The 25,280-nt window shown below is 34.1% G+C and carries 30 protein-coding genes; 19 read left to right on the forward strand and 11 right to left on the reverse strand.

From position 1 onward, the window contains the following. Positions 1–125 precede the first annotated feature (125 nt). From mecA to pepF, 3 genes are all read left to right on the forward strand, one after another. Entirely contained in the window at positions 126–776 is a 651-nt protein-coding gene (mecA, locus tag CRO45_RS01245) for an adaptor protein MecA (RefSeq protein ID WP_097147804.1), read from the forward strand. 343 nt (positions 777–1,119) lie between these two features. Further along, positions 1,120–2,244 carry a competence protein CoiA gene (locus tag CRO45_RS01255; protein ID WP_097147806.1) on the forward strand — a complete coding sequence of 375 codons (1,125 nt, stop codon included), beginning with the start codon at positions 1,120–1,122 and terminating at the stop codon, positions 2,242–2,244. A 60-nt stretch (positions 2,245–2,304) separates the two neighbouring features. Next, positions 2,305–4,110, forward strand: a complete 1,806-nt coding sequence (gene pepF / locus CRO45_RS01260; protein ID WP_097147807.1) for an oligoendopeptidase F — start codon at positions 2,305–2,307, stop codon at positions 4,108–4,110. 375 nt (positions 4,111–4,485) lie between these two features. Here the strand turns inward: pepF and CRO45_RS01265 are convergent, their stop codons facing one another. The 4 genes from CRO45_RS01265 to CRO45_RS01280 form a co-directional block, all read right to left on the reverse strand. Beyond that, positions 4,486–5,298: a DsbA family protein gene (locus tag CRO45_RS01265; protein WP_097147808.1), complete on the reverse strand. Its 813-nt coding sequence runs from the start codon at positions 5,296–5,298 to the stop codon at positions 4,486–4,488. Beyond that, positions 5,298–5,696 carry a globin domain-containing protein gene (locus CRO45_RS01270; RefSeq protein WP_097147809.1) on the reverse strand — a complete coding sequence of 133 codons (399 nt, stop codon included), beginning with the start codon at positions 5,694–5,696 and terminating at the stop codon, positions 5,298–5,300. Before CRO45_RS01270 ends, CRO45_RS01265 begins: the two co-directional genes overlap by 1 nt. A 292-nt stretch (positions 5,697–5,988) precedes the next feature. After that, positions 5,989–6,648 carry a lytic transglycosylase domain-containing protein gene (locus CRO45_RS01275; protein WP_097148088.1) on the reverse strand — a complete coding sequence of 220 codons (660 nt, stop codon included), beginning with the start codon at positions 6,646–6,648 and terminating at the stop codon, positions 5,989–5,991. 20 nt (positions 6,649–6,668) lie between these two features. Further along, a complete protein-coding gene (locus tag CRO45_RS01280) occupies positions 6,669–7,256 on the reverse strand; it encodes a CYTH domain-containing protein (RefSeq protein ID WP_097147810.1) in 588 nt (195 codons plus the stop codon). Between the two features lie 114 nt (positions 7,257–7,370). On the opposite strand from CRO45_RS01280, the gene CRO45_RS01285 reads away from it, so the two are divergent. From CRO45_RS01285 to CRO45_RS01310, 6 genes are all read left to right on the forward strand, one after another. Continuing rightward, positions 7,371–7,763: a UPF0738 family protein gene (locus CRO45_RS01285; protein ID WP_097147811.1), complete on the forward strand. Its 393-nt coding sequence runs from the start codon at positions 7,371–7,373 to the stop codon at positions 7,761–7,763. 90 nt (positions 7,764–7,853) lie between these two features. Continuing rightward, positions 7,854–8,525 (forward strand): GTP pyrophosphokinase, encoded by a 672-nt coding sequence (locus CRO45_RS01290; protein WP_097147812.1) that lies wholly within the window; start codon positions 7,854–7,856, stop codon positions 8,523–8,525. 3 nt (positions 8,526–8,528) lie between these two features. Continuing rightward, on the forward strand, positions 8,529–9,323 hold the full coding sequence (locus CRO45_RS01295; protein WP_097147813.1) for an NAD kinase: 795 nt from the start codon (positions 8,529–8,531) through the stop codon (positions 9,321–9,323). Positions 9,324–9,335: 12 nt separating this feature from the next. Further along, the gene (locus CRO45_RS01300; RefSeq protein ID WP_097147814.1) at positions 9,336–10,250 is read left to right on the forward strand and encodes an RluA family pseudouridine synthase; all 915 of its coding nucleotides are present in this window, start codon (positions 9,336–9,338) and stop codon (positions 10,248–10,250) included. 145 nt (positions 10,251–10,395) lie between these two features. Then, the gene (gene mgtE, locus CRO45_RS01305; protein ID WP_097147815.1) at positions 10,396–11,769 is read left to right on the forward strand and encodes a magnesium transporter; all 1,374 of its coding nucleotides are present in this window, start codon (positions 10,396–10,398) and stop codon (positions 11,767–11,769) included. Positions 11,770–11,862: 93 nt separating this feature from the next. Continuing rightward, a complete protein-coding gene (locus CRO45_RS01310; protein WP_097147816.1) occupies positions 11,863–12,219 on the forward strand; it encodes a 4-diphosphocytidyl-2C-methyl-D-erythritol kinase in 357 nt (118 codons plus the stop codon). A 447-nt stretch (positions 12,220–12,666) separates the two neighbouring features. Here the strand turns inward: CRO45_RS01310 and CRO45_RS01315 are convergent, their stop codons facing one another. Next, on the reverse strand, positions 12,667–13,230 hold the full coding sequence (locus CRO45_RS01315) for a CotY/CotZ family spore coat protein (RefSeq protein ID WP_097147817.1): 564 nt from the start codon (positions 13,228–13,230) through the stop codon (positions 12,667–12,669). A gap of 178 nt (positions 13,231–13,408) precedes the next feature. Here CRO45_RS01315 and CRO45_RS01320 point away from each other — a divergent pair, with 178 nt between their 5' ends. From CRO45_RS01320 to CRO45_RS01345, 6 genes are all read left to right on the forward strand, one after another. Continuing rightward, complete coding sequence (locus CRO45_RS01320) at positions 13,409–13,813, forward strand: putative periplasmic lipoprotein (protein WP_097147818.1); 405 nt, start codon at positions 13,409–13,411, stop codon at positions 13,811–13,813. Further along, a complete protein-coding gene (gene spoVAC / locus CRO45_RS01325) occupies positions 13,813–14,268 on the forward strand; it encodes a stage V sporulation protein AC (RefSeq protein WP_097147819.1) in 456 nt (151 codons plus the stop codon). Before CRO45_RS01320 ends, spoVAC begins: the two co-directional genes overlap by 1 nt. After that, positions 14,262–15,257 (forward strand): stage V sporulation protein AD, encoded by a 996-nt coding sequence (locus CRO45_RS01330; protein ID WP_097147820.1) that lies wholly within the window; start codon positions 14,262–14,264, stop codon positions 15,255–15,257. The genes spoVAC and CRO45_RS01330 overlap by 7 nt, the downstream gene beginning before the upstream one ends. A gap of 8 nt (positions 15,258–15,265) precedes the next feature. After that, positions 15,266–15,634, forward strand: coding sequence for a stage V sporulation protein AE (spoVAE, locus tag CRO45_RS01335; RefSeq protein WP_097147821.1), 369 nt, complete (start codon positions 15,266–15,268; stop codon positions 15,632–15,634). A gap of 64 nt (positions 15,635–15,698) precedes the next feature. Then, the gene (locus CRO45_RS01340; protein ID WP_097147822.1) at positions 15,699–15,857 is read left to right on the forward strand and encodes a YjcZ family sporulation protein; all 159 of its coding nucleotides are present in this window, start codon (positions 15,699–15,701) and stop codon (positions 15,855–15,857) included. A gap of 22 nt (positions 15,858–15,879) precedes the next feature. Next, positions 15,880–16,128: a stage VI sporulation protein F gene (locus CRO45_RS01345; protein WP_097147823.1), complete on the forward strand. Its 249-nt coding sequence runs from the start codon at positions 15,880–15,882 to the stop codon at positions 16,126–16,128. 140 nt (positions 16,129–16,268) lie between these two features. On the opposite strand, the gene CRO45_RS01350 is transcribed toward CRO45_RS01345, so the two are convergent. The 3 genes from CRO45_RS01350 to CRO45_RS01360 all read right to left on the reverse strand — a co-directional run bounded on the left by CRO45_RS01350 (position 16,269) and on the right by CRO45_RS01360 (position 18,019). Then, complete coding sequence (locus CRO45_RS01350) at positions 16,269–16,697, reverse strand: GNAT family N-acetyltransferase (RefSeq protein ID WP_097147824.1); 429 nt, start codon at positions 16,695–16,697, stop codon at positions 16,269–16,271. A 5-nt stretch (positions 16,698–16,702) separates the two neighbouring features. Further along, positions 16,703–17,218: a YjcG family protein gene (locus tag CRO45_RS01355; RefSeq protein ID WP_097147825.1), complete on the reverse strand. Its 516-nt coding sequence runs from the start codon at positions 17,216–17,218 to the stop codon at positions 16,703–16,705. A 78-nt stretch (positions 17,219–17,296) separates the two neighbouring features. Then, positions 17,297–18,019: an alpha/beta hydrolase gene (locus CRO45_RS01360; RefSeq protein WP_097147826.1), complete on the reverse strand. Its 723-nt coding sequence runs from the start codon at positions 18,017–18,019 to the stop codon at positions 17,297–17,299. Positions 18,020–18,140: 121 nt separating this feature from the next. On the opposite strand from CRO45_RS01360, the gene CRO45_RS01365 reads away from it, so the two are divergent. Next, on the forward strand, positions 18,141–18,710 hold the full coding sequence (locus tag CRO45_RS01365; RefSeq protein WP_097147827.1) for a phosphatidylglycerophosphatase A family protein: 570 nt from the start codon (positions 18,141–18,143) through the stop codon (positions 18,708–18,710). 34 nt (positions 18,711–18,744) lie between these two features. Then, positions 18,745–19,356 carry a thermonuclease family protein gene (locus tag CRO45_RS01370; protein WP_097147828.1) on the forward strand — a complete coding sequence of 204 codons (612 nt, stop codon included), beginning with the start codon at positions 18,745–18,747 and terminating at the stop codon, positions 19,354–19,356. A gap of 45 nt (positions 19,357–19,401) precedes the next feature. Here the strand turns inward: CRO45_RS01370 and CRO45_RS01375 are convergent, their stop codons facing one another. Both CRO45_RS01375 and CRO45_RS19965 read right to left on the reverse strand, forming a co-directional pair. Continuing rightward, entirely contained in the window at positions 19,402–19,893 is a 492-nt protein-coding gene (locus tag CRO45_RS01375) for a hypothetical protein (protein WP_097147829.1), read from the reverse strand. 109 nt (positions 19,894–20,002) lie between these two features. Further along, positions 20,003–20,152, reverse strand: a complete 150-nt coding sequence (locus CRO45_RS19965; protein WP_170949377.1) for a hypothetical protein — start codon at positions 20,150–20,152, stop codon at positions 20,003–20,005. 184 nt (positions 20,153–20,336) lie between these two features. Here CRO45_RS19965 and CRO45_RS01380 point away from each other — a divergent pair, with 184 nt between their 5' ends. Both CRO45_RS01380 and CRO45_RS01385 read left to right on the forward strand, forming a co-directional pair. Continuing rightward, on the forward strand, positions 20,337–21,725 hold the full coding sequence (locus tag CRO45_RS01380) for an aldehyde dehydrogenase (protein ID WP_097147830.1): 1,389 nt from the start codon (positions 20,337–20,339) through the stop codon (positions 21,723–21,725). Between the two features lie 322 nt (positions 21,726–22,047). Beyond that, the gene (locus tag CRO45_RS01385; RefSeq protein WP_097147831.1) at positions 22,048–23,520 is read left to right on the forward strand and encodes a UDP-N-acetylmuramoyl-L-alanyl-D-glutamate--2,6-diaminopimelate ligase; all 1,473 of its coding nucleotides are present in this window, start codon (positions 22,048–22,050) and stop codon (positions 23,518–23,520) included. A gap of 802 nt (positions 23,521–24,322) precedes the next feature. Here CRO45_RS01385 and CRO45_RS01390 read toward each other — a convergent pair. After that, positions 24,323–25,201: a nuclease-related domain-containing protein gene (locus CRO45_RS01390; protein WP_097147832.1), complete on the reverse strand. Its 879-nt coding sequence runs from the start codon at positions 25,199–25,201 to the stop codon at positions 24,323–24,325. Positions 25,202–25,280 lie beyond the last annotated feature (79 nt).

Below are 25,280 nucleotides of genomic sequence, written 5' to 3' on the forward strand. Positions count from 1 at the left end.
CTTTTTTTATATTAGGGTGATGATATCTATTTGGATTGTCTAACACAAATAAAAGTTAGCAATTCAAACATACTAATAACGCTTTCCGTGTTTTTCAACGAAGACTAGAAGGGAGTTGAAGTTTAATGGACATCGAACGCGTGAATGAAAATACATTAAAACTATTTATTTCTTATCGAGATATTGAGGACCGTGGTTATAGTCGAGAAGAGATATGGTACAACAGAGCAAAAGGCGAAGAACTTTTTTGGGATATGATTGGCGAAATCAACACCGAAGATTACTTTGATCTTGATGGTCCAATTTGGATTCATGTGAATGCATCGGAACAAGGTTTAGAAGTTATTGTAACCCGTGCTAGCATTACTTCTGATGGTGAACCTCAATTACTTTCAAATTTTGATGACCAACGTGAATCTACGGATTTCAAAAATAAGAATTCATTATTTGATTCCATCGAAGATGAATCATCAAATGGTTACCAGCAGTTTTCAAGCGTATACACATTTAAATTCAAAGACATTGACGAAATAATACCTTTAGCAAAGCGTGCCATTTCTTTCGGTATACCTTCATCTTTATATAAATTTGAAAACAGTTACTATGTAGCTGTAGATTTCTCCACAATAGATGATAAAAATGTACGTCAAAATTATAAATCCATTATTAATGAGTATTTAAATAGTTCTAAATTGACAATTTATCGCCTTCAGGAATATGGTGAAATGATTATGCAAGACAATTGTTTTGAATCAGTCATTCAATATTTCGATTAATTGGACGGCCAAAATCGTAAAGGTTTTGGCTTATTTTTTTTGTTCAAAAATACCAATTGGATTAGAAGTCATTATTCTTAAGTGCTTCGAAAAGGGATTTACGGGACAAAATTCGGTGCGGTCGTGAAAAAGTGTCTCGTAAAAAGGATTTACGGGACAAAATTCGGTGTTGTCGCGAAAAAGTGTCTACTAAAAACGGTATACGAGACAAAATTCGATGCAGCCGCAAAAAAATGTCTCGTAAATATGGTAAAACGCCCAAATTATAACTTTCAACGGTTTTGAAAGTCTTTGTTGTCAACAACATCCAGTATTTATAGAATGGTTGTAAAGGAGGGTATTTATGCTAGTCGCATTGACAGACCAAAATGAAACACTCGTTTTACAAACATCGATCCCCAAAGACAAACTAAGGCAACTACGCAATGAAAGGAAATTTTATTGTCCCCAGTGTAAAAATAATGTCCAATTAAAAATTGGAGCCATTAAAATCCCTCACTTTGCCCATAAAACCAACAGCGCATGTGAAGCATTTTTTTCAGAGGGTGAATCCGAACAACATTTATTAGGAAAAGAACATTTATATCAATTGTTTTTGCAATTAGGATATGAAGTAGAGCTTGAATCCTACATTCCAAATCTAAAACAAAGACCTGACCTTCTTGTGAAAACAAAAGAAGGCAAACATTTTGCAATTGAATTCCAATGTAGTAACATATCTAAAGAGTATTTACAGGCAAGAAATAGCGGTTACCAACTCGAAAATATACAGTCAATCTGGATACCAAATACACCGCAAAGATTAAACCTATCCACTGGGATGATGATCGTCTCTTTAAGTGAACAGTTTCAACAATTTGTTCTCTCTACAAAAAATCAACGTTATATATTAAGTTACAATCCCCATAAAAAACAATTTATCTATTTCACAAATTTGCTTCATATAAAGGACAACCAATATTTATGTAAAGTACAAAAAATGCCTTTAGAACAACAGATTTTTCCATTTTATTTACCAAAAAAATTAACTAGAAATGAATTTTTGTACTACTTTAAAACATATCTTGATTCGAAGGTTCGCTTTTTAAACAACCGAGTATTGATTAGCAGAAAAGGAGTTAATGATTTATTTCTAAGAAGTGTATATGAGTTACGTTTGTCCTTTTCAACAATACCGTCATTCATAGGAGTTCCTTTAAAAGGCAATGAATCATTAAAGGTGTTTGCTGTTGAGTGGCAAGCTTCTTTGTTTTATTTTGCACATTTTTACCGAGTAGAAATAAGTAATTTTGATAGGCAAGTGATTAAATTTTTTCTAAAATGGGCAAAACTCGATGTATCAGAGGATTCAATTTTAATGGTTAGTGACTATATCAATCTATTAAAACAGTTAAATATTCAACATATCTATAGTTCAGTTGAAAATGACAAATTACTAGAGTCGTTATATACACAATTTCTTGCATAATATTCTGGAAATTGAGAAAATAATAGAGAATTTTATTTTAATCTGTTTGGAGGCTATTCTATGGCGAAAAAATTATTAACTCGTGAAGAAGTACCTGTTGAGTTAACATGGGACTTAACAACCATCTTTGCATCCGACGAAGAATGGGAAAAGGAATTTAAAGAAATAGAATCGTTATTACCTGAAGCTGATAAATACAGAGGAAAAGTTGTTGAAAGTGCTCAAAGTCTTTATGAAACATTACAATTTAGCGATCAACTGTCTCAACGATTCGGAAAGCTTTACGTTTATAGTCATTTAAAGCATGACCAAGACACTGCAAACAGCAAATATCAAGCAATGGATGGTCGGGTAAGATCATTAGCAGCGAAGTTAAGTGCAGCATGGTCATTTACGACTCCTGAAATTCTTTCTGTCGATGAACAGACAATTGAAAAATATTTAAATGAATATGAACCATTACAATTATATACACAAATGTTAAAAGAGTTGAACTTACAACGTCCTCATGTACTATCTGCTGAAAAAGAAGAAATGTTAGCACAGTTTTCAGAAGTAAAAGGTGCTTCTGGTGGAACTTTCAGTGCATTAAATAATGCAGATTTACAATTCCCTGTTATTAAAAACGATAAAGGGGAAGAAGTGGAACTAACTCACGGTAACTATATTTCTTTCTTAGAAAGTTACGATCGTGATGTTCGCCGCGATGCGTTTAAGGCTGTTTATGAAACATACGGCAAATTTAAAAACACGTTTGCTTCAACGCTTTCTGGAAATGTAAAATCTCATAATGTAAGTGCAAAAATACGAAAATATAATTCTGCTAGACATGCCGCTCTTAGCAACAATAACATTCCAGAAAAAGTGTATGATCAATTAGTTTCAACTGTTCATGAATATCTACCTGTACTACATCGTTATATTGCTCTACGTAAGGAAGTATTAGGTGTTGATGAACTTCATATGTACGACTTATTTGTTCCATTAGTAAAAGAAATGAATGTTGAAATTCCATATGAAAAAGCAAAAGAAACGATGGTCAAAAGCTTTGCTCCCCTTGGTAAAGAATATCAAGAGCTTGTACAAAAAGGATTAGATAGCCGTTGGGTAGATGTTCTTGAAAACAAAGGGAAAAGAAGTGGTGCATATTCATCCGGAACGTACGGAACAAATCCTTATGTGTTGATGAACTGGCAAGATAATTTAAATAATTTATTTACATTAGCTCATGAATTTGGTCATAGTATGCATAGCTACTATACAAGACAAAATCAACCGTACCCATACGCAAGCTATTCTATTTTTGTAGCTGAGGTAGCTTCAACATGTAATGAAGAATTATTATTTGATTATTTATTAAAAAATACTGAAGATCCACAAATGAAGATCTATTTATTAAACCATTGGTTAGATGGTTTCCGTGGAACAGTATTCCGTCAAACAATGTTTGCAGAGTTCGAACATATTGTTCATGAGATGGATGCACGTGGAGAAGCATTAACAGCTGAAGGTTTAACGAAAATTTACTATGACTTAAATAAACAATACTTCGGCGATGCAATGACAGTAGATGAAGAAATCGGTTTAGAGTGGGCACGTATTCCGCACTTCTATTACAATTACTATGTGTATCAATATGCAACAGGTCAAAGTGCAGCGACTACATTAAGTAAACAAATTTTAGAAGAAGGACAGCCAGCTGTTGATCGTTACATTAACAACTTCTTAAAAGCTGGATGCTCTGATTTCCCAATTGAAGTACTTAAAGCAGCAGGTGTTGATATGGTATCACCTCAACCAATTGCAGAAGCATGTAAAGTTTTTGAAGAAAAACTAGCTGAATTAGAATCTTTATTATTAAAATAATTTAGTAAAAGACTACAGAGCAATTCTGTAGTCTTTTGTACATAATAAATCGACAAATTGAACTAGAGTTCCGTAAATTTATGATGAAATCGCTTTCTATTTGACGAATTTGTGAAATAACTGTCGAATTATTGCACAAGACTATTAATCTATGTTAAGTTTAATACGTGAAATAAATCACATAACAAACATACACCCCTTTGTTTGAACGTGAACATTTCTCCCATCCCCTTTGTGTAAGAGTCGCCATTATTATTCAGAATAATGGCGACTCTTTTTATTTCTAAATGATTTGTTATATGTGTTTATACATAAAAAAGCAGCCAAGATTTTGGCTGCTTTTCTACTAGTATATTTTTTTATGAATATATGAATTTATAATAATTTCACTCGCCATAGGGTAACATCTTCGTTACGTAGGCATTCTATTTTTTGCTGTAACATGCGTTTCTTTAATTCACGTTCAACTTCACTAACAGGAATCGAGAATATTTCTGCTATTTCCTCAGTAGACAATGTATTGAAACGACTAAAAAGCTCGTCGTATGATGGCAGTGGACTTCGAATAAGCTCTTTATCTAACAATTCTCTTAAAATTTGAACGTAAACTTCATATTCATAAAGTCCACTAACTTTAAGACCTTCATCTTCAATGTTTTCGTTGAAAAATACGACGCTTGGAATTTCATCGATTTCCATTTCTCGTGTAATGTGTAAGTCACATTGAAAAGCGCGCGCTGTTTCCCTTGAACCGAAGTCTGCAGTAAATTCATCTAAATCTAAATTAGACTCTTTAGCAATTTCTAGTAAAGTAGAGTATGATTGAATGTTTTTTGTTTTTAGAATGATATGTTCTTGTAACTTTTGCATAAATCGGAATGCTACTCTTTTACCTTGAAGCTCAGCAGCCTTTATGGCGATAGAAGGGAAAACAGGGTGTGAAATATCCAATTCAGCACCTGAAAATTCACCATTTGCACGACAATTGTTTAAATTAAGTGTTGTTAGGTTTGTACTAATTACAACTCGCCACGTGAAATAATGATCGTATTCCACTTGTAGCCTTCTCATAATCTTCTGCATTTGTATTGCTTTTTGACAAAAAGGATCAATGAAAATATACAATTCAATTGGCTTTGTAATTTGCGGAGGTGCAATAGGTTCAGATAATAAATGGACATTATTCACTAAAATTCCTCCTCATCTTCAACCTTTGTATTTACCATGTGATGAGCAGTCAAAACTAGTCGTTTGAAATAAACTTCTCTAAACTTACCTTCAAGTCCCACTTCATCCATAGCTTCACTCATACATTCAAGCCAAGCTTGCGCATGATCTTGAGTGATTCGAAATGGCATATGACGTGCTTTCATCATTGGATGACCGTGTTCTTCAGTAAATAAATTAGGCCCACCTAAGTACTGGGTCTGAAACTGAATTTGTTTACGTGCCGTTTCCGATAAATCTTCTGGAAAAAGAGGTCGTATTAGTGGATGTTTATCAACACGTCTATAAAAAGCGTAAATTAGCTCTTTAAGTTTTTCAGGACCAAGTTCCTCGTAAGGAATCGTATATTTTCGATTCATAGGTGTAACTCCCTCTTTCTTTTATAAGAAAAAACAATGCTTTATACAGTGAAACTACAATTAGTGGATATATTCAACCTAATTGATTTTTAGTTGAACTAATCGAGGTGTTAGCGATCGTTACCTTCCCACTTATAACTTAGAAAGTTCTTCATGGTGGGTCTACGGACGGTACACCGGAATAAAGTTTTTGTGAAGTATTATATTCATTCTAACAACCTATACTTTTTTTCTCAAACAAATAGCATGCATATACACTGGAAATGCCTGCATGCTAAAGAGTATAAGCTTTTTAAGCATGATAAGAGTTTACTATTCTATTTACATAATTCATTGTTTCTTTAAAAGGTGGAATGCCTCCATATTTTTTCACATTTCCTGGACCTGCATTGTATGCGGCTAAAGCAAGTTCAATATTGTGATTGAATTGGTCTAACATTTCTCTTAAATATTTTGTGCCACCCATAATATTTTGTTCCGGATCTTTAGAATCAACAACTCCTAAGTACCGAGCTGTCCCGGGCATTAACTGCATTAACCCAGTAGCACCTGCTGAACTAACTGCATTTGGGTTAAAGTTCGATTCTTGTTTAATAACTGCAGTGATTAGTTGTTCAGGGACACCATAAGTTTTTGATGCTTCTGAAATGATGTCTTGATATGAATGAACTTCGTTTTCCGTTCCATTATTAGTAAAACTTGTAGATTCATTATTTCCTTCCAATAATAGGTCATAATAACCTGTTGTTATTGGTAAATTAGAATATGAAAAATCTACAGAAGTTTGACTACCTAATAACTGTACAGTTTGATTTGCCATTGTAGTTGCAGAATCATTTGTTAACTCTCCTAATAGCTGTGTAAAGATTGAACTGCTACTACCATTAAGATTATTATTTATAGAAGATAAACCAATCGATTGTAGAGCTTGTATTTCAAGAAGACGTTTCATTGAAAGTGCGTCCAAAGAAATCAACCTTTCTGTGACTGAAGTGCTTTCATAAATCGAGCAATTTTTTTATCAGTCTTTCGTTTCTCTATATTGTATTTTATCAAAAAGTTGTCGAAAATTGTTGAACCAATAATTTCATCATTAATTTCAAATTCTACTTCATAATCATCACAGTTCAAATAAAGGGAGTGGTCTAGGACGAGGGTCCCACCTTCAAAAGGAATTTCAACCCGATCAGTTGTCAATGAACCAAATACTCTCAATTGTTCAATAGGTACTTGTAGTTGTTGTAGTTTTGACAGTACTGAAGGGGCAAAGAATCCTTTTCCTTCTAACATATGTGAAGCTTCATTAATTGATAGAACATCCGTTGTTTCTAAGTGTGTATTTTGAGATGTTTTTTCTTTTAATGTACAAACGGTTTTTGAAGTTGTTTCTCTTATCCTTAAACCACTTGATAATTTTCTTAAATGCCACTCAGGAGTATCGAAATAATGGTTCGTTTGGCGGATAATCATTTGTTGTTCAATATTAAATTCTTTTAAAAGTTTTTCGTATTCGTCCTTTGTAAGGATGTTTTTAAATTCAATTTCTATTTCTTGACTCATCATATGTCTTCCTTTCTATAAAAAACATAATAATATTTCCATTATTCTTTTTCGCATCACTTAGGGCTATGTTAAAATATGAATTGAATAGCAAGCTTGAAGGGATGTTAACATATGCGTAATACATATAAAATTGAACAATTTGAAATCGTAGGAAATGAACTTCACTTTAGTTTAAACGAACTTGGTGAAGAAAAACAATTTCTACCCGCTGGTCAAGTAATAGTAGATTCTGATGATTTTTCTTTCATTTACATAATTGAGGAAGAAAACCAGTATAGTTATTTGAAAATTCCTCAAAAGTTATGGCCACAATTAGTACCACTACTTAAAACAGAACAAAATCCTTCGTTAAAAGTCGGAAACCAATTAATTGAGTTAACTGATTTTAACGATGAGTTAAAGACACTTCTGTTTAATATTGAAGGAAATGACAATTACGGGGCAGATTTTGTAAAAGCAGTTGAAAGTGAATTTGAACCTATTTTAAAAATGGAACTTGAATAGCCATTAAAAACAAATTTCTTATTGTAATACGGGGAAAAAGTACCTCATAGTCATGTTTGATGTACTGTCTTTATGCTGGGAGGAAATTTTATGGGACAATGGGATATATTTTTAAGTCCATATAAACAAGCAGTTGATGAATTAAAGATCAAATTAAAAGGTATGCGTTCGCAATTTGGAATACAAGGTAGTACCTCTCCAATAGAATTTGTTACGGGTAGGGTAAAACCATTAGCAAGTATTTACGATAAGACGCGTGAAAAGGGTATTCCTTTTGAACCTTCCGAGCAATTAGCAGCACAGATGCAAGATATTGCAGGTTTACGTATAATGTGTCAATTTGTAGATGATATTTCAACTGTGACAAAATTAATTAGACAACGGGATGATCTGCGTGTAATGGAAGAGATTGACTATATCACCCATAAGAAACCAAGTGGCTATAGATCTTATCATATGATCGTTGAATATCCTGTCGAAACAATTAACGGAAAAATAAACGTATTAGCCGAAATTCAAATTCGAACATTAGCAATGAATTTCTGGGCTTCTATTGAGCATTCGTTGAATTATAAATATAAGGGAATATTTCCAGAGGAAATTAACAACCGACTACAAAGAGCAGCAGAAGCCGCTTTTCAATTAGATGAAGAAATGTCTTCAATTCGTAGTGAAATTCAAGAAGCTCAAGCTTATTTCAGTGAGGTAAAAGAAGCTACTAATCCGAAGATTCCAACAAAACAGGAAAAGGAGCGTGACTAATCGTTGAAATTTTCGATTCAATCAAGAAGAGATTCTCAATCCAACGAGCTAATGAGTCTCGCAAAAACCTACTTACAAGATTTTGGTTTAATATTTGATGAAAATGAGCCTGATATCGTAATTTCTATAGGTGGCGATGGAACTTTGCTACATGCGTTTCACCGACATACACACCGTTTAGATCAAGTTGCTTTTGTAGGAATTCATACAGGTCATTTAGGTTTTTATGCAGATTGGAAACCTTCTGAACTAGAAAAACTTGTTTTGTCCATAGCGAAAAAGGAATTTAACGTTGTGGAATACCCATTGTTAGAAATAACAGTAAATCATAATAATTCTGATACAAACACGTATCTTGCATTAAATGAGTCAACGGTTAAATCACCAGATGTCACACTTGTGATGGATATTGAACTAAATGGCAATCAATTTGAACGTTTTCGAGGGGATGGATTATGTCTATCCACACCATCTGGAAGTACAGCTTACAATAAAGCATTAGGTGGGGCGATTATTCATCCTACATTGCAAGCATTCCAATTAACGGAAATGGCTTCTATTAATAATCGAGTATTCCGAACGGTAGGATCTTCTTTAGTATTACCTGCTCACCATCATTGTACTTTAAAGCCAGTAACTGATCAGAAGTTTATGATGACAGTAGATCATATTCAATTGGAACAAACGGATTTACATTCAATAACATTTAAAGTTGCATCAGAAAAAGTACGTTTCGCAAGATTCAGACCTTTCCCGTTTTGGGAACGTGTCCATGAATCATTCGTTGCAAATGAATAATTGGAGAACTATATGGATAAACGATTTCGCATTACGTATACAGCTACTGTAGATGGAGAACTTCTCCGTTCCTCAATTGAACGTTATGGTATCTCAAAACGGGGTTTAACTGCAATCAAATATCGAGGTGGAGAAATCCTCGTCAATGGAGAAGAAAGAACGGTTCGTTATCCGTTAAAAAAGGGAGATCAAATTACGATTATTTTCCCGCAAGAAGAGGTTAGTGAAGGGTTAATAGCTCAAAATGGTAACTTAAAAGTCATTTATGAGGACGAGGCGCTTTTAATCATTGATAAGCCACCTTTTATGAATACGATTCCTTCTAGAGACCATCCAACAGGTAGTTTGGCTAATTACGTATGTGGTTATTTCCTAAGGAAAGGGATTCACTCCACAGTTCATATTGCGACCCGTTTAGATCGAGATACATCTGGATTAGTATGTATTGCAAAACACAGTCATATACACCATTTAATCGGTATACAACAGCAAAAAAAACAGATAAATAAACAATATGAAGCGATTGTTCATGGTCATTTAGAATTGACTGAACAATCCGTAATTGCACCTATTGGTCGGAAAGAAACGAGTATTATCGAACGAGAAGTAAATGATCGTGGTCAATATGCTCATACCGATGTGAAAGTTTTAGAAAAAGGCTATCATAAAGGTGAACCAGTTTCCCGAGTAAGATTAACGTTGCATACAGGAAGAACACACCAAATTCGTGTACATATGGCGCATATTGGTCATCCACTAGTGGGTGATGAATTATATGGAGGAAGTAGGGAGCTATATGCGCGGCAAGCTCTTCATTGTGTTTATTTGGAAATGTATCATCCTTTAACAAATAAAAAAATAAATTTTTCTAGTGAAGTACTTGAAACGATGAAAAATTTAATTAATAATGAGATGTTCGAAAAATGATTTTTTCGAGCATCTTATTTCTTTTTAGTAGAAGGAACTAAAATCTTTTTACATAGAAATTTTAAATATGTCAATTTTCAATACATTTTTAAATGGTCAATTAATGTTATGATGATAATAAATAATCTGAGAGGAGGGGACAAGTATGAGAGAAAATCTGAATGAAGTGAATGTAGAGTTAAATAAAGAGTACATCGAACAATTATTACTTGATGACAATATAGAAGAATTCCGTGAGCAGTATTTTACACTTCATGAGTATGATCAGGCCCAGTTTTATGAGAAGGTGGGACCTGATATACGACAGAAAATTTATCATTTTTTGTCTCCTCAAGAGATGGCCTTAATCTTTGAAGCACTTGAAATCGAAGATGATGAATATGAAGCTTATTTAAATGAAATGGAAACGTCCTATGCGGCAGATATGCTTTCATTTATGAACACGGATGACGCTGTTGACGTTTTAAATGAACTAGACGAAGACCAACGTGATAGCTTTTTAGAAATGATGGATAGTGAAACCGTTGAAGAATTTAATGAGCTTTTAGCTTATGAAGAATATACTGCAGGGTCAATCATGACCACTGAGTATGTTTCTATTTTAGAAAATTCAACGGTTCGTTCAGCGATGGCCGTTTTACGTAAAGAAGCGCCAAATGCAGAAACGATTTATTATGTGTTTGTTGTAGATGACGAACACCGGCTCACAGGTGTACTTTCACTAAGAGATTTAATTGTTTCAAATGAAGATACAATTATTAAAGATATTATGAAAGAACGTGTCGTTTGTGCAAAAGTAACAGACGATCAGGAAGACGTTGCACAGCTCATTAAAGACTATAACTTTTTAGCATTACCTGTTGTTAGTGAAAATAATGAGTTAGTCGGTATTATCACGGTTGATGATATTATTGACGTCATCGATGAAGAAGCAACAGATGACTATTCTAAATTAGCCGGTATTTCTGACGTAGATGATACAGATGTAAATCCATTTAAGGCAGCAAAGAATAGGTTGCCATGGTTAATTATGTTATTATTTTTAGGAACTTTGACAGCAACTTTAATGTCGCGGTTTGAAGCGACGTTGGACCAAGTAGCCCTCCTAGCTCTTTTCATTCCATTAATTTCAGGGACTTCTGGTAATAGTGGAACACAAGCGTTAGCGGTTGCCGTGCGTGGGATTGCTACAGGGGAAGTTGATGGAAAAAATAAATTAAAATTGTTGATTCGTGAAATTTGTACTGGATTGATAACTGGGATAGTTTGTGGAATTGTTGTCGTTGCGATTATTTATTTTTGGCAGCACTCATTAATTATTGGATTACTCGTTGGTGCAGCAATTTGTTGTTCCATTGTAGTAGCAACGATTGCAGGCTCATTTATTCCGCTACTAATTCACAAATTGGGGGTAGACCCTGCTGTTGCTTCTGGTCCGTTTATTACAACATTAAATGACATCACAAGTATATTAATCTATCTGGGGCTTGCGACAAATTTCATTTCTCAGATTAGATAGGCTTGCGTATGGGTTAAAATCGTATTTTCACATAGGTTTATGTCACGAAAAATTTCATCTTGCATATTTATAGGAAAAAAAGGATGTGCAAAATTGGAACTTCGCGAACCGAAACTTTTTATTCAAAGTCCACCTTTCTATTATGTGGATGTGAAAGAATCTCCAGTTCAAGAACAAACTTTTTATGATGAAAGTACGTCAGTATATGAAATCGCGCGATCAGACAAAAATGAAAAAATTCAAAATGACGTTATTTTAAGACAACTGAATTATTTTTCTCTACCTTTAAATCGCAACAGAAATTATGTGTTCCATCTTGAAGACGGTGAGAGAGTGATTGGTAAAATTGACGAAATTGATGGGATTAATGTGAAAGTTAAAACATTAACAGATTTAGTTTCAATTAACGGAAATGAAATAAAAGCAATTACAGTTTCGAATCGAATGTAATAATTATTGGGAAACGGCAAATTCTATGATGGAATTTGTCGTTTTTTTTGTTTGTTAGAAAGATCCGTGTTCATATCGCAAATAAATGGATGTAATTCGCAAATGGTTACCGTAATTTCGCAAGTATTCAATGCGATATCGCAAATAAAACCATGGAAATCGCAAGTAAATATTAATTTGCAAATAGGCACTTGAAAATTGCAAATAACCAGTGAGAATTCGCAAATAAAATGCGGATATTCGCAAGTAAATGTGAGTAATACGCAAATTAACATTAATTCGCAAATAGCACCCGGAGTATCGCAAGTAACCAGCGAAAAATCGCAAATAAATCACCAAAAATCGCAAATATCCCCGGTAAATTCACAATCAGCTAAAAAAACCGCCTAAATTTAACAAAAAAACGGCCGACTCAATTAAGAGTCAGCCATTAACTTTCTACATACACTAGTTACAAATGTTTAAGTCACAATCTGCAACACATTGAATCGCTGTGAAGTCATTTAAATCCACTGTGCAACAAGTATCAGTTTTCTTGAATTTTCTAATTTCAGAGAATGCTACTGGATTAATATTATCATTATCTAGGAACACTACACCGTCTTCTGCTGCATCAGCTGGATCTATTGGTGACATTTCTTCATCAAGTTCATCACCAAGTGGAACTCTAATTGGATCTAGAGCGCGTAATGTAGCACAGCAATCACCAAATACATCTTCAACACGGAAGAAGCAAGTATGGAAGAAGCTTTGACCTCTTCTAGCCATTACTTTAAACGGTTTTCCTAATTCATCCAATAACATGAAAACTCGTGTATCGGCATTTCTTGAACGATGTGAAAGTCCTCCAAGTGGTTCAAGGTAACAACTTGTTCCACAAGTATCACAATCATGACGAACTGCCGCATTTTGAATTTTTAAGATGGATTTCACAACTTCACAAATACACCCACGGTCATCATGTTTATCACCGTGAAAAGAACTACTATCATGGTTTCTACCACAACCCATTTTAAATTCACCCCTTATTATTTAACTTCAATCTACAATATGTCGAAACGAGTTATATAACCGGGCGTTTAACCATAGGCGCTAAATTTTGGCCTAAATTTTTCATTAAACACACAAAAATCTAATCAGAATAGATTCACTGAAAAAGTAAATAATAAATAAAAAAGGGGGTTGAATTTTGAAGAAAATAGTATTTTTCTTTTTCGTCCCTTTATTACTAGCAGGCTGTTCAGGCAACGATAAAACGATTGAGGTGTATGACGTTTTAGATGATGCTGAAAAAAGAGTAGAGGTACGTGAAATTCTTGATAGTAATGAGGATATTTATAGTGGTACAGCCATATTTGTGAATAATGATTTGCTTGTAGCCGTTCAAGCAAAACCGTGGCTTGACTATAAAAAAGGGAAAATTGAGAAAGAGTTAACAAATCAGTTTGAAGAACAATTTTCACAATTTGATGTGTTAGTATCGGCAGATTATAAGCTTTATTGGGAAGCAAATAAGCTTTTAAATGAAGAAGATTCAAAAAAAGTGGAAGATCAGGTAAAGAAATTGAAAGAATTAGAAAAGGAGGAAACGTAATGCAACAAGAACAATATAAAAATCTTGAACAACAAGTTACTCCTCCTACACCTTATTTGAAAAATGCTCTAAAAGCGTTTTTTGTAGGCGGCATTATTTGCACAATTGGACATGCCATCACATACTTCTATATAATCTTTTTTGATTTTACGGAAAATACGGTTGGTAATCCTACTGTGTCAACAATGATATTTTTATCAATGCTTCTAACGGGTTTTGGCTTATATACAAAATTAGGACAGTTTGCAGGTGCAGGAAGTGCAGTTCCTGTTACAGGGTTTGGTAATGCGGTCATATCAGCGGCTATTGAACATCGTACAGAGGGTATTGTTTTAGGGGTTGGAGGAAACATCTTTAAATTAGCAGGTTCTGTTATTTTATTTGGTGTAGCTTCTGCATTCTTTATTTCATTGATTAAATTAATTCTCGTAACAATAGGTGTTGTTCAATGGTAATCGTATTTCAATCAAAACCTTCTATTTTAGCTAACGCCGTTGTAGCCGGACCTTTAGAAAAGAAAAGTGTCTTTTACTCCTATTTTGACTCAGTTGTTGAGGATGAAAGATGGAATCAAAAGACAAATGAACAAGGTCATTCAAAAATGATCATAGAAGCATGTGAAATCATTACGAAAAAAGCAAATATTAATAACTTAGATGTGGATTACTTTTTAAGTGGAGATTTAGTCAATCAAATGACACCGTCTAATTTTGCAGCTAGAGAATTAGCCATTTCTTTTATTGGATTATTTTCTGCATGTGCAACATCGGTGTCTTCTGTCATCATTTCAAGTTTACTCACTGAATTGGGAGCATCCCAATATGCGATTGCTGGAGCTGCAAGTCAACATAATGCTATTGAAAGACAATTCCGCTATCCGATTGAATATGGTGGAAAAAAACCAGCAACTGCACAATGGACAGCAACAGCAGCTGGATATGTATTAGTAGGAAAGCATAATCCAGAATACCCTTCTGTTGTAGCTGCAACTGTAGGAAAAGTTGTTGATTATGGAGATACGAATCCTTTCCATATGGGTGGTGCGATGGCTCCAGCAGCCTTTGATACGATTAAGGCCCATTTGAAAAAACGAAATCAAAAATTCCAAGACTACGATTTAATAATGACAGGAGATTTAGGGAAAGTAGGATTAAAAATACTGCAAACGATGTTTGCCCAGTCAGGTATTAAACCAGAAGAGTTACAATTACTAAGAGATGCCGGAGCGGAGTTTTATGGTGAAGATGAAGCCTTTTTAGCTGGTGCTAGCGGCGCAGGTTGTTCTGCAGCTGTATATTTTAGCTACATTATACAACAATTAAAAACTGGACGGTTTAAGCGTGTTTTATTATGTGCGACTGGTGCGCTACTTTCACCACTTTCTTTTCAACAGGGTGAATCAATTCCATGTACAGCACATGCAATTGAACTAACGATGGAGTGATGCAAAACATGATATTCATTGATTTTCTATTAGCGTTTGTTATTGGTGGAATCATTTGTTTAATCGGTCAATTAATTATGGATTATGGAAAATTGACACCCGGGCATACTCTATCGATTTTAGTTGTAGCAGGTGCGGTTCTTTCAGGTCTTGGTTTGTATCAACCACTGATCGATTTAGCAGGTGGTGGGGCGACAATTCCAATTACATCATTTGGACATTCTCTAACTCAAGGGGCATTTGCGGAGGCAGAAAAGCATGGTTGGGTTGGTGTTTTAACAGGAATGTTTGAAGTGACAAGTTCTGGAATTAGCGCAGCAATTGTATTTGGCTTTATAGCGGCATTTATTTTTAAACCAAAAGGTAAACCAAACTAGACGAATACCCCAACTTTTACTTTTACCCTTGCATAGGATACAAAGTGAAAGGAGGGGATTTTTTATGTGGAATAATAATTTTTGTGGTTGCAATCAAGTAAGCCCTGCATATGATATGGGAAATGACTACTGTGATCATGGCAGCAATAACAACTCAATGTTTGTATTAATCGTAGTATTATTCATTTTATTAATCATTGTTGGTGCTGTTGTTTGCTGGTAGGTTGTAGGTAAGGAGGGAGAACATGCAAAACCCTTTTTTTAAACAAATTGAAAACAAAACAGGCGTAGGTATGGAAGATATTTTCGAACTAGCTAATGCAATTCAACATGCAGATTTTAAAAACGAAAAACAAGTTCGAAAGATTGTACAACGCGTAAGTAAATTAGCTAAAAAACCTATTACGAGAGATTTGGAAGATAAAATTGTTCAATCAATCGTAAAAGATGGTAACTCGTTAGATTTTAGCAAAATTGAAAAGATGATGAGGTAGTAGGTAGGGTGCGTCTTGTTTGAGACGCACCCGTTGCGCCATAGTTGATGGCATCGTGATGTGGCGACTTCATACAAAAGCATTGACTATGTAAAAAGGAGGGGGTGTTTTGAAAGTTTAACTTTCAACACATCCCCTTTTTAAATCGCTTTTTCCATGGATCGATGAGGGATACCCGCATCTAAAAATTCAGGTGAAGAAACGATATAATTTAACTTTTCATAAAAAGGTACAGCATAAGATTGGGCATTTAACTTTAATTTCGAATACCCTTGTTCAATTGCAAATTTTTCAATTGCCTGCATTATAAGTATTCCAATTCTTTTTCCACGATACTCCGGCAATACACATACTCTTTCGACTTTACCTACTTTTGGCTCGTACTCTCTAATACGTGCAGCTGCGATTACTTTATCGCTATCCAAAACAATAAAATGATTTGCTGATTTGTCATGTTCATCTAATTCTAAATGCTCTGGAACACCTTGTTCCTCTACGAAAACCTTTTTTCTAATTTGAAAAGCAAGTTCTAATTGCTCTTCAGTTTTTACATTTTTCACTATAAACACTATGCTTATTCATCTCCAGTTAACTTATATGTTTCATAAGTTGTCCATGAACCATCCTCTAGTTGATAGAGTAGATGGATTCGATCGATTGTATCTTTCTCATTCACGCCAACCATTCGTAATTGTCCGAAAATATCATCATGTTCTGCTGCACTAATATCTTGAGCAATGGTGATGTGAGGAACAAAGACATGTCTAGGTTTACCGATATTTATTTCAGCGTGTAATTCATTGTGTAGGTTTGATAATTGTTCAGTAGGTTCAATTTTGAAATAAATAACATTCGTGTTTGGAAAGAACGAGCTGACGCGAGAGGCATGAATATTTAACGGTGCGTGCTTTTTAGCTATAGTCGCTAACTTTTCAGTAATGACCTTAATATCTGCTTCATTGACCTCAAACCCTTCTTTTAAAGTAATATGAGGTGTTACTTTTGAGTAGTGTGAGTCATATCGTTTACGATACGTATTTGCAAGATCTTGTAATTTTTTTGAAGGAAAAGCGACAATCCCAAATTTCATACATAATACCTCCTTATTTTAATATTCTTAACTTTTTAAGTATAACAAAATTCAGACAAGTTAAGAAACTCATAACCCCTAGTATGGAAAATTTTTAATCAAAGCTCTTCTTAAGTCTGGTTTCCAATATTTCCAAGTATGATTACCATCAAATTCTTCATAAAATGTGTTATAGCCTTTTTCTTTTAATAGCTGATGTAATTGTCTGTTAGGTGTTAAAAAATCTTTTATAGTTTTATCCATCGTAAGTACTTTATTCTCTTCTTTACCAATGATGTGATAAATTGAAATGTGTCCATTATTTTGTGTATTCTGAACAATATCTAATACATGTTCATCGACATATGGGGATTGCAAAATGGCCTTACTAAAAATATTTGGATATTTCAATGCTGCTAGTAACGAGACAGTTGCTGCCATAGAATCTCCAATAAGTCCGCGTGTTGACCCCATTTGTAAAGTCGAATATTCTCTGTCTAAATATGGAACTAGTTCATGAGCTAAGAAATGTAAATAGGCTTCATGCTTATTGCCTGTAGGAATGTATTTCTCTTTTCGGTCATGTATATTTTTATATGGTATTCCTACGATAATTATGTTTTCAATTTCATATTCTTCAATTAATTCATCGGCTAATTTTGTTATCCCACCTAGTTGAAAGTAATCTTTTCCATCAGATGCAAGTAAAATGTTATATTTATTTAAAGGAGTATAATTTGCTGGAACATAAACTAATAAATCGATTTCTTCTTCTAAAGATTGGCTAAAAAATGCTACGTCTTGAATCGTGCCCTTTTCCACAATTAAGACCTCCTAACATATGTAATATTTTTGATTGTATCATAATGAATTGTACCCGTGTACTTTAAGCTTAAACAATTAATTCGGTAATAAAAATAAAGACATAGAGAGGGTTTTTTGTATGAATGGTAAAAATGGACGTGTCCACTCAAATGATGTTACAAAAGCAGCAAAAGAAGCGTTAGAACGTCGTGGTGTAAAAATAGAAGATATCGCGGAAATTGTTTATCTAATGCAAAAACAATATAATGATGGACTTCAAATGGAGCATTGTATTAACTCTGTAACACGTGTTTTAAGAAAACGTGAAGTTCAACATGCCGTTTTAGTAGGGGTAGAGCTTGATGAATTGGCAGAAAAGAAAATGCTATCACAACCACTGCAACAAATTGTCGAAACAGACGAAGGATTATTTGGGGTTGATGAAACACTTGCTTTAGGATCTGTTCTTACCTATGGAAGTATTGCACTAACAACTTATGGTCACTTAGACAAAGAGAAAATTGGAATAATAAAAAAATTAGATACAAAAGTCGGGGAATCTGTTCATACCTTTTTAGATGACCTTGTGGCAAGTATAGCAGCAAGTGCAGCTTCTAGAATCGCACATAACATGCGTGATTTAGAAGAAGAAGGCGAAACATTTGCGGACATTCCGCCAGAGGTTCTTGATTCAGACGATGAAATTTAATTTTTGAAATTGAAAGTAATGGGGATCTACCTTTATGAATTTAAGTGATATTAGAATTGTAATAACAATAATTATATTAGCGTTCTTATTGTTTTATTTATATAACAATTTATTGAAAAAAGAAGAACCTGCAACGAATACAGATGGGTTTCTAATTTCACCTACCTATGCAGAAAATGTAACAGGCAATAAACTTATTAATGCTAGATATGTTTTAACGAATGATGGTGATACTTTTAGACTTACTATTAATGGTAAAGAAGAGAGAGTTCGATTATTAATGGTCGACACACCTGAGATGAATTATGAAGACAATGACCCAATGCCTTATGCTCCAGAGGCAAAGGAATTTACAATGGGGCTACTCGAAAATGCAAAAAAAATTGAAGTATTATATGATAATGGTCCAAAAACAGATAATTACGGCAGGTTGTTAGCTTACGTATTCGTAGATGATGTATTACTACAAGAACGATTATTACAAGAAGGATTTGCTGCCGTAAGATTTATTCATGAACCGAATAATACTTTAGAAGAGGACTTTAAGAAAATAGAAGATCAAGCGAAATTAAAACAAATTAATATTTGGAGTCATGCTAATTATTTACAAAATGATGGCTTTCATCCAGACGTAGTAGCAGAATAATAAACAAAAACAAGGTATCCCAGATTTGATAGGGAACCTTGTTTTTTAGTTCATTGATTCATGTTTATAATAATCTTCTGCTATGGAAGGAATTGTTGCGTAGTTTTCCAACATCATATTCGACAAATCAGCTTTATCTAATGTGAAGGACATTACTGTGAGGTCATTTTCTAAATGCCATGAAATAGAAAAAGAAGATAAATTCTCAATTTCAGATGATTGTAATAGTATTGGGTAACTTGATTTCAATAAGTTTTCTTCCGTTAAAATTTCGTCGCTCAAAAGCTTTAATGATACATGTTCTTCACCATCTTCCGGTGACACTTGTAAATCAAGGATTACTTCTTCAGAAATTTCATCTTCAACAATAGAAGCAACCGTCATCATTGTTGAATAACCGGGTGTTCTACTCATCGATTCCATTTCGGGTACTGGAGTATTTTTAAACGGGTCCGTATCACTAATAAAGAAAACGGTTAACCCAAATACGATAAAGATTGTTAAAAGTAATAAAAAGATTGTATTAAACTTTCTCATAGTATTACTCCCTCCTCATATTAAATTATATTAATAATGAGGAGGAAATAATAGCAAATTCATATTAAATTTTCAAAATCTACTTTCCTCAAAAACAGTTACTCAAGTTCTATTCAGTTTGTGTGTCTTCTTGTGGCAATTGTTCTTCATTTAAGAATAAAAACGTTTCGTCTTCTAATAGATGCACTTTATCCTCATTGAGACCTATGGATAAAGGTCCAGAAAATATTTGCTCCCACCAATTATCAGTCGAAATCATAAAAATTGCCCCCTTTTTTAAATGTATCCCTTTCTTTCATAGCATTTCTCTCGCTTGGAAAAAGCGAATTGAGTTATGCTATAAGAAGGAAATTCACTACACGAAGTAGTAAATGTACATTGTTATTATGAACAACTAGATTTAAATTTATGTAATAAAATTTAAAAAGAGAGAGGATGATATTATGAGCCTTACTCCACATGATGTTGAAAAAATAATTTCAAATCAAAGAGCGTATTACTATGATGGTGAACCTAGATCGTTGGAATTTCGAAAAGAACAACTTCAAAAATTAGCAAAGTCCATAAAAAAATATGAGCAAGAAATTTTAAAAGCTTTAAATTTAGATTTAGGCAAAAGTGAGTTTGAAGGGTATACAAATGAAGTAGGTATTGTGTTAAGTAGTATTCGTTACATGTTAAAAAATATTGATGAATGGGTTAAACATACAGAAGTAAAAACACCATTATCTTTACAACCAGCTAAAAGTTTTATCATTAGAGAACCATATGGAGTAACATTAATTATTGCTCCATTTAATTATCCATTCCAACTAGTAATGGAGCCATTAATTGGTGCGATTGCTGGAGGAAATACGGCGGTAGTAAAACCTTCTGAATCGGCGGTTCATACTTGTGAAATTGTGAAAAAAATTATTGAAGAAACTTTTGAACCTAACTATGTAGCGGTTGTTGAAGGTGAAAAAGAAGAGGTAACAGCGCTCATCCATGCATCCTTTGATTATATATTTTTTACTGGCAGTGTCGCTGTTGGGAAAGTGGTTATGCGTGCGGCAGCAGAAAGACTTACACCAATTACATTAGAGTTAGGTGGAAAAAGCCCGACAATTGTAGACCATACTGCGAATTTAGAATTAGCGGCGAAACGAATTGTGTGGGGCAAATTTAATAATAATGGACAAACATGTGTTGCACCAGACTATGTGCTCGTTCAACAAACAGTGTATAACGAATTTATTGAACTATTAAAGAAAACAATCAAACAGTTCTTTGGTGAGGATCCACAGCAAAGTAAAGATTATGGAAGAATTATTAATCATAAACAATTGGAGCGTCTTGTTCAGTTGTTGGAACAAGAAAATGAACAAATTTCGTATGGTGGATACTATGATTTAGAAGACCGGTATATTGAGCCGACACTTTTAGAAAACATAACTTGGACAAGTCCGATTATGGAAGACGAAATATTTGGCCCAATACTTCCAATAATGCCTTATGACCAACTACACGTTGCAATTGATGAAGTTAGGAAGCTTCCTAAACCACTTGCAGCTTATTTCTTCTCCGAGCATGAAAAAGCAGTAGAATATTTCCTTGAACAATTACCATTTGGTGGTGGTTGTATTAACGATACAATTACTCATGTTGGAAATATCTATCTACCATTTGGGGGAGTCGGGCCATCAGGGGTGAATGCTTATCACGGAAAAGCTAGCTTTGAAAATTTCACCCATCCTAAATCGATTATGCAACGTTCTACTAAGGTAACGAATGATTTGTTATATCCACCTTATAAAAAGAAAGTAAATCTTGTGAGAATGGTATTAAAATAAAAAAATCGAGGCTGTCTATAGGCTTTTAGGTAAAGAAATTTATTTGATGGCAATAATTTAATAAAATATGTTAAGAAATGGTTCAAAAAAGTTTAATTTGGACCCTCTTTCGTGAGAAAATTACATGGACAGCCTCGATTGTTAATATAAAAATAATTAAAAAGTAATATCGAAGTAACCATATTTTTGATATGATTAATTTCATTCAGTACTATTTTTTCACTTTTAAAAAATCAAAAAATGTAGATTAGCGTTAAAAGATTTGAATACATAATTTGAATGGTGAATGTAACTAACCAATGATTGAATGGAGGATTTTAGGATGTATACAGAGGAATTGTTAAGTGTAATCCCTTTAAAAAAGGTTATTGGGCAGTTACCTAGTAATGTTAAAGATATTTCAATCGATTCTAGAAGTGTGCAACCAAAAAGTATTTTTATATGTATAAAAGGCTATACAGTTGACGGACATGATTACGCACAAAAGGCTGTAGATTCAGGGGCTATTGTTATTGTAACAGAAAGGGAACTTGAGTTAGAAGGTCAAGTTGCCCAAGTGATTGTCGCAGATACGAATCGTGCGCTAGGATTATTAGCTGCGAAATTTTTTGACAACCCGTCAAAAGATTTAACGTTAATTGGTGTAACGGGTACGAATGGTAAAACAAGTGTCTCAGGTATCATCCATCATATGTTGTTAGGTATGGGTGAAAAATCTGCACTAACTGGTACAATTGGTTTTAATTTAAATGGTGTTTTATATGAATCGGCAAATACAACTAGCGATGCATTAAGTACTCAACAAATGATCTTCCGTGCAAAGATGGAAGGGTGCAGAGCTATGGTGATGGAAGTATCTTCTCACGGGTTAGCGTTAGGTCGATTAGCTGGTGTAGATTATGATATTGCTGTATTTACAAATTTAACGCATGACCATTTAGATTTTCATGGAACGATGGAAGAGTACGGAAATGCAAAAGGATTGCTCTTCTCACAAATGGGTCAAGACTTAACGAAGAATAAATATGTTGTCCTAAATGCGGATGATCCATGGTCAGAAAAATATGCAAAACTAACTCCTTATCCAGTTTGGACTTACGGGCTTAAAAATTCAGCGGACTTTACAGCTGAAAATTGCAACTACGATGATGGTTTAACAACTTTTGATATGATTACGCCGGAAGGGAAATTTCCTGTTACCATGAAACTTTTAGGTGAGTTTAATGTATACAATATATTAGCAGCAACTGCCGTGTTTTATGGTCGAGGATTCCCACTTGAAGCCATTTTAGAACAAATTGAAGATCTAAATCCAATTAGAGGTAGAATGGAACTAGTAAAAACAGATTTACCGATTCAACTGTTTATAGACTATGCACATACTCCGGATGCAATTGAAAAAGCAATCAATGCAGCGCTACCATATAAAAAGCCTGAAAATAAATTAATTTTCTTAATTGGAACAGGTGGAAATCGAGATAAGTCGAAACGACCGACAATGGCAGAGAAGGCCTCACGCGCGGATTACGTTATTTTGACAACAGATGATCCTCGTTATGAAGACTACGATAGTATTACAGGCGATTTGGCAAAAGGAATGCTACATGAAAACTATGCATGTATCGGCGACCGAGCAGAAGCTGTTCGCCACGCAGTTTCGGTAGCAGAACCAGGAGATATTATTATCTTTGCAGGAAAAGGACATGAAGATTATCAAATTATAGGTAATACCAAATATCCACATAGTGACGCACAAATTGCGATTGAAGTAGGACAATTGAAATTTGTAAAATAATAATGCTAATGCACGCCCTCTCTAAGTTTGAGAGGGTTTTTGTATTGTTTCTAGAATAAAAGTGGCAACTGTTTACTTGAGGTACATTTTTGGGGATTTACGAGCGACTTCGGCTGAGTTATGAGCAAGTTTCTCTAGTTTAAGAGCAACTTTTTGGTACTTATGATCAACTTCGTTCTCGATCTATTTTAATGAGCAACTTTAGCATGTTTACGAGCAACTTCGGTTGATTTATGAGCAAGTTTTCTCGGTTTACGAGCAACTTTTTGGGACTTATGATCAACTTCGATCTCGAGCTATTTTAATGAGCAACTTTAGCATGTTTACGAGCGACTTCGGCTGAGTTTTGAGCAAGTTTCTCTGGTTTACGAGCAACTTTTTTGGACTTATGAGCAACTCAGATCTCGATCTATTTTAATGAGCAACTTTAACATGTTTACGAGCCACTTCGGTTGATTTATGAGCAAGTTTTCTCGGTTTACGAGCAACTTTTTGGGACTTATGATCAACTCCGGCCCCAATCTTGTTTAATGAGCAACTTTAGCATGTTTATGAGCAACTTCAGTTGATTTATGAGCAAGTTTTCTCGGTTTACGAGCAACTTTTTGGGACTTATGATCAACTCCGGCCCCAATCTTGTTTAATGAGCAACTTTAGCATGTTTATGAGCAACTTCAACAGGTCTATGAGCAAGTTTCTCCCAATTACGAGCAACACTTTGGTGCTTACGATCAACTCCAGACCAGATTAAAAAGCAGTCCTCAAAAAAACCACCTTTTGAAAATTCAAAAGGTGGTTCATCTTACCATTTCCACTTATAGTAAGTGCTCTTATAACTAAAAAATTCTAAAAGATTCTCATGTTTTAATAATCGTTTAGCTAAATGCCGATCAGTAATCATTAAATAGTCTCGGCATTCTGCATTTGTTATTTGGTCTTTGTTGAAAATAAACCATTCTTGAAGTGTAGGTATGTGAGAATCTTTGTCACTATGGTTACAAGCAGGACATTGCCATTTACCATAAAGTCTAGCCATGCCTATCCTGCTACATTTCAGACAACGGACCCCATTTACAATTTGTACTGTATCGAGATTCCAACTTTTCCTTAAAGGGTATTGCTCAAAACGATTTTTCTTACACTCAATTTGAATTATTTTGCTTAATTTATCTATGTCACCTTTCGATAAGCATTGTTCTCTATCGTTATATTCATTCCATTTTTGATGAAGATAATAAAATATGGATTTAGGAAAAAGGGAAGTGACTCTCTCAGGGCCTTTTAATATTAACGGGGGAGTTGAACTTGTAAATACAAAAGCACCTACAACAGGAATTTTTAACCCTTGCTGTTCCAGCCACCAATTAAATAATGCTACATTTCTTTCGACTTGAATTTCAGGACTTTCTAAAACACTAGTTTCACCATTTTCTTTTACACGGACAAGTCTTTCAGGATTTTTCTCAAAGTATAGTTTTCCACCAATATTTTTACTCTCAAGAATAAAAATAAGTTTAGGGGTTAAAATCATACAATCGATTTGAAACTTACCTCCCGCATCTAGGGAAACATCCTTAACTACTTTGTAAGGAAAATGATTACGGTAGCTTTCTAACATTCTAAATAAGCGTTGCTCACCAATTATCCCGGATTTTAACTTAGAAAGGTTTGCTTCAATCAATTGAGTTTTTTCACTATTACTAAACCTAAGTCTGTTTAAAAGTAAATCTACATTTGTATTTGTAATGATGATACTTATT

The organism is Ureibacillus acetophenoni (assembly GCF_900220965.1).
In the GTDB taxonomy this organism is placed as follows: domain Bacteria; phylum Bacillota; class Bacilli; order Bacillales_A; family Planococcaceae; genus Ureibacillus; species Ureibacillus acetophenoni.

Coding starts and splice junctions, on each gene's coding strand:
- CRO45_RS01330 (WP_097147820.1), top strand. CDS start 14,262: ATGGTAATCGTATTTCAATCAAAACCTTCTATTTTAGCTAACGCCGTT.
- CRO45_RS01340 (WP_097147822.1), top strand. CDS start 15,699: ATGTGGAATAATAATTTTTGTGGTTGCAATCAAGTAAGCCCTGCATAT.
- CRO45_RS01300 (WP_097147814.1), top strand. CDS start 9,336: ATGGATAAACGATTTCGCATTACGTATACAGCTACTGTAGATGGAGAA.
- pepF (WP_097147807.1), top strand. CDS start 2,305: ATGGCGAAAAAATTATTAACTCGTGAAGAAGTACCTGTTGAGTTAACA.
- CRO45_RS01385 (WP_097147831.1), top strand. CDS start 22,048: ATGTATACAGAGGAATTGTTAAGTGTAATCCCTTTAAAAAAGGTTATT.
- CRO45_RS19965 (WP_170949377.1), bottom strand. CDS start 20,152: ATGATTTCGACTGATAATTGGTGGGAGCAAATATTTTCTGGACCTTTA.
- CRO45_RS01255 (WP_097147806.1), top strand. CDS start 1,120: ATGCTAGTCGCATTGACAGACCAAAATGAAACACTCGTTTTACAAACA.
- CRO45_RS01275 (WP_097148088.1), bottom strand. CDS start 6,648: ATGAAACGTCTTCTTGAAATACAAGCTCTACAATCGATTGGTTTATCT.
- mecA (WP_097147804.1), top strand. CDS start 126: ATGGACATCGAACGCGTGAATGAAAATACATTAAAACTATTTATTTCT.
- spoVAE (WP_097147821.1), top strand. CDS start 15,266: ATGATATTCATTGATTTTCTATTAGCGTTTGTTATTGGTGGAATCATT.
- CRO45_RS01370 (WP_097147828.1), top strand. CDS start 18,745: ATGAATTTAAGTGATATTAGAATTGTAATAACAATAATTATATTAGCG.
- CRO45_RS01315 (WP_097147817.1), bottom strand. CDS start 13,230: ATGGGTTGTGGTAGAAACCATGATAGTAGTTCTTTTCACGGTGATAAA.
- CRO45_RS01270 (WP_097147809.1), bottom strand. CDS start 5,696: ATGAATCGAAAATATACGATTCCTTACGAGGAACTTGGTCCTGAAAAA.
- CRO45_RS01365 (WP_097147827.1), top strand. CDS start 18,141: ATGAATGGTAAAAATGGACGTGTCCACTCAAATGATGTTACAAAAGCA.
- CRO45_RS01380 (WP_097147830.1), top strand. CDS start 20,337: ATGAGCCTTACTCCACATGATGTTGAAAAAATAATTTCAAATCAAAGA.
- spoVAC (WP_097147819.1), top strand. CDS start 13,813: ATGCAACAAGAACAATATAAAAATCTTGAACAACAAGTTACTCCTCCT.
- CRO45_RS01375 (WP_097147829.1), bottom strand. CDS start 19,893: ATGAGAAAGTTTAATACAATCTTTTTATTACTTTTAACAATCTTTATC.
- CRO45_RS01345 (WP_097147823.1), top strand. CDS start 15,880: ATGCAAAACCCTTTTTTTAAACAAATTGAAAACAAAACAGGCGTAGGT.
- CRO45_RS01355 (WP_097147825.1), bottom strand. CDS start 17,218: ATGAAATTTGGGATTGTCGCTTTTCCTTCAAAAAAATTACAAGATCTT.
- mgtE (WP_097147815.1), top strand. CDS start 10,396: ATGAGAGAAAATCTGAATGAAGTGAATGTAGAGTTAAATAAAGAGTAC.
- CRO45_RS01285 (WP_097147811.1), top strand. CDS start 7,371: ATGCGTAATACATATAAAATTGAACAATTTGAAATCGTAGGAAATGAA.
- CRO45_RS01280 (WP_097147810.1), bottom strand. CDS start 7,256: ATGAGTCAAGAAATAGAAATTGAATTTAAAAACATCCTTACAAAGGAC.
- CRO45_RS01290 (WP_097147812.1), top strand. CDS start 7,854: ATGGGACAATGGGATATATTTTTAAGTCCATATAAACAAGCAGTTGAT.